The 3,575-nt window shown below is 58.3% G+C and carries 2 protein-coding genes and 2 pseudogenes; 3 read left to right on the forward strand and 1 reads right to left on the reverse strand.

Translation table 11 applies throughout. The annotated features are described in order from the left end of the window. Positions 1–327 (forward strand): annotated as a pseudogene (locus tag ACIP66_RS28320) (glyceraldehyde-3-phosphate dehydrogenase); the annotation flags it as partial. Positions 328–497: 170 nt separating this feature from the next. Here ACIP66_RS28320 and ACIP66_RS28325 read toward each other — a convergent pair. After that, a pseudogene (locus ACIP66_RS28325) lies at positions 498–1,798 on the reverse strand (MFS transporter). A gap of 73 nt (positions 1,799–1,871) precedes the next feature. Here ACIP66_RS28325 and ACIP66_RS28330 point away from each other — a divergent pair. Beyond that, on the forward strand, positions 1,872–2,921 hold the full coding sequence (locus ACIP66_RS28330; RefSeq protein ID WP_400652554.1) for an FAD:protein FMN transferase: 1,050 nt from the start codon (positions 1,872–1,874) through the stop codon (positions 2,919–2,921). Between the two features lie 197 nt (positions 2,922–3,118). Beyond that, positions 3,119–3,575, forward strand: a 457-nt coding sequence (locus ACIP66_RS28335; protein ID WP_400652557.1) for an FAD-dependent oxidoreductase, incomplete at its 3' end; no start/stop codon positions are given.

Genomic DNA, 3,575 nt, shown 5'->3' on the forward strand with positions numbered 1-3,575 from the left:
GGTCCAACGCCGAACGTGTCGATGGCCATTCTCAACCTCAAGCTTGAGAAAGCCGCCACCCGTGAAGAGATGAACGAGTACCTGCGCTACATGGCGCTGCACTCCGATCTGCACAAGCAAATCGACTTCGTTAACTCGCAGGAAGTGGTTTCGACCGACTTCGTGGGCTCGCGCCACGCTGGTGTGGTCGACGCTGAAGCGACCATCGTTCAGGACAACCGCGTTGTTCTGTACGTCTGGTACGACAACGAGTTCGGTTACAGCTGCCAGGTTATCCGCGTGATGGAAGACATGGCTGATGTGAATCCGCCAGCGTTCCCGCGCTAAGCGATAGCTGCACATGAAAACGCCCCGACTTTGGTCGGGGCGTTTTTGTTTGTGTGCCTTTTAGAGCTGTGTTGTCAGTACCGGCCCCTTCGCGAGCAGGCACACTCCTACATGGGGATTTGTGAACGACACAGATCCAATGTAGGAGTGAGCCTGCTCGCGATAGCTATTTAACGAGCGCCGCCGGGTATGGCCGCTTGCGCCGTGCGCAGTTCATGCTTGTTGCCACGAAACAGCACCAACGTTGCAATCAACCCGAGTACCGCCGCACCACTCAGCCAGATCCCCGGCGCAGCCTTGTTATCCAGCACATGAATCAGGTACGTGCACGCCGCCGGGGTAAACCCGCCAAACGTCGCCGTCGCCAGGCTATAGGCCAGCGAGAACCCGGTTGTACGCACTTCCACCGGCATGATCTCGGTCAGCGCCACCACCATCGCGCCGTTGTACGAGCCGTACAGGAACGACAACCACAACTCGACGATCAGCAAATGGCTGAAGCTCGGATTCGCCACCAACCACGACAGCGCTGGATACGCGGTCAGAATCGCCAGAATCGTCGCCGCCAGCAGTAGGGGTTTACGTCCAATCTTGTCAGACACCGCGCCCATCACCGGCAGCCAGAAGAAATTCGACAAACCAATACACACCGTCACCAGCAACGCATCGAAATCCGACAAGTGCAGCTCAGCCTTGCCGAAAGTCGGGGTGTACGCGGTGATCAGGTAGAAAGACACCGTGGTCATCACCACCAGCGCCATGCCGGCGATGACAATGCCAAAGTTCTGACCGATCGAGCGGACGATTTCCCGCAGGGTAGGGCGATGTTTCCGTGCCTGGAATTCCGGAGTTTCTTCCAGCGAACGACGAATGACAAAGATCACCGGCACAATCATGCAGCCGATCAGGAACGGCACGCGCCATCCCCAATCACCCATTTGTTCCGGACTCAGCCAATGATTGAGGCCGACGCCGAGCAAACCGGCGAACACCACCGCCGCTTGTTGGCTGGCGGACTGCCAACTGACGAAAAAGCCCTTGCGGCCCGGTGTGGCGATTTCTGCCAGATACACCGAGACGCCGCCCAGCTCCACGCCCGCCGAAAAACCTTGCAGCAAGCGGCCAAACAGCACGAGCAAAGGAGCGGCAACGCCGAGGGTGGCGTATCCCGGGACACAGGCAATCAGCACCGTACCGGCGGCCATCAATGCCAGCGTGATGATCAAACCCTGGCGACGGCCATGACGGTCAATGTAGCGCCGAGGAAGATCGCCCCCAGCGGTCGCATCAGGAAACCGGCACCAAAAGTCGCCAACGACAGCATCAGCGAAGCGAAGGCACTGTCAGTCGGGAAGAAGGTTTTGGCGATGGCCGTGGCGTAGAAGCCATAGACCATGAAGTCGAACATTTCGAGGAAGTTGCCGCTGACAACGCGAAAGATCGCTTTGCCTTTGCCCGTGGAAGTGGACATTTTTAGATACTCTTTATTGGATTTTTAGAAGCGCGTTCCATCCGTTGGGAGCGAGCGGGCCCTTTGATTCATAATGGCCGGCGCTGTTTTGCGGGGAGATGAAGAATTGTTCACTGGACGGTTTGTGGGGTTCGTGGTTTTGGCGGCTTTTTTGGCGGCCTGCGGCGAGGGTGAGTCGATGGAAAGCTTTGGCGGGCCAACCATGGGCAGCACGTATTCGATCAAGTACGTGCGTCATGCGGGTGATGCCGATTCCGCGCAAGTTCGCAGTGAAGTAGAAGGGATCCTCGCCGAAGTCGACCAGCAGCTGTCCACTTACCGCAACGATTCCGACATCGAACGTTTCAACGCTTTGCCCGCCAATAGCTGTCAGACAATGCCCGCGTCGGTACTCGAATTGATCCGCGTCGGCGGACTACTGTCAGCGCAAAGCGAAGGTTCCTACGACCTCACCGTTGAACCGCTGATGAATCTCTGGGGCTTCGGCCCGCAGGGTCGCGAAGAAAAAGTTCCCGATGCCGCTGCACTGGCTGAGGTGATGCAGCGGGTCGGTCATCAGCATCTGCACATCAATGGCGATCAGTTGTGCAAGGACGCCGCTGTCGAGGTCGACTTCAATAGTATCGCCGCTGGTTACGCCGTCGACACCATTGCGGCCCGGCTCGACGCCATGGGCATCCACGATTACCTCGCCGAAGCCACCGGCGAACTCAAGGCAAAAGGCAAAAAGCTCGACGGCTCCCCGTGGCGCATTGCTCTGGAAGAACCCCGCGACGATCAACAGATCGCCGAGCGCATCATTGATGTCGACGGCTACGGCGTTTCGACCTCTGGCGACTACCGCAACTATTTCCTGCAGGACGGCCGGCGCTATTCCCACACCTTCGATGCCCGCACCGGTGCACCCGTCCTACACGACCTGGCGTCAGTCACGGTAATTCATCCTTCAGCGTTGATGGCCGATGGACTATCGACGCTGTTGCTTATTCTCGGCCCCGAAAGGGCTATGGACTATGCCGAAAAACATGACATCGGTGCATTCTTGGTGATTCGTGCCGATACAGGTTTCGTCATCCGCACCAGTCCGGCGTTCGAACGCCTCAGTGGCAAAAAAACTGACTGAGAACAATACGAAAGCTGGCGTTGTAGTGCAGGCAAAAGTAGCCTACGACGCGACCAAGGGTTAATGTGCGCGGCGTTGACGCTTCTATAGACTGTGTCCGGGTTCTTGATTGACCCCCAATTGTTCCTTCGCGCCGCCGTTCGGCGTGATTTAGCCGTAGGTGCTGCTGGCACCGCGGCCTGTTCTGAGGAGTACGCATGGCTGTCTACAACTACGACGTGGTGGTACTGGGTTCCGGCCCGGCGGGAGAAGGCGCGGCAATGAACGCCGCCAAAGCAGGGCGCAAGGTCGCGATGGTCGACAGCCGTCGTCAGGTCGGCGGCAACTGCACCCACCTCGGCACCATCCCGTCCAAGGCACTGCGTCACTCGGTGCGGCAGATCATGCAGTTCAACACTAATCCTATGTTCCGGGCGATCGGCGAGCCACGCTGGTTCTCCTTCCCGGACGTGTTGAAAAGCGCCGAGAAAGTCATTTCCAAACAAGTCGCTTCGCGTACCGGCTACTACGCCCGTAACCGCGTCGACGTGTTCTTCGGCACCGGCAGCTTCGCCGACGAGCTAACCATCGAAGTGGTCTGCGCCAACGGCGTGGTCGAGAATCTGGTGGCCAAGCACATCATGATCGCCACCGGTTCGCGTCCTTATCGCGCGG

The sequence above is a fragment of the Pseudomonas sp. NPDC088429 genome, from assembly GCF_044753305.1.
Taxonomy (GTDB): Bacteria; Pseudomonadota; Gammaproteobacteria; order Pseudomonadales; family Pseudomonadaceae; genus Aquipseudomonas; species Aquipseudomonas rustica.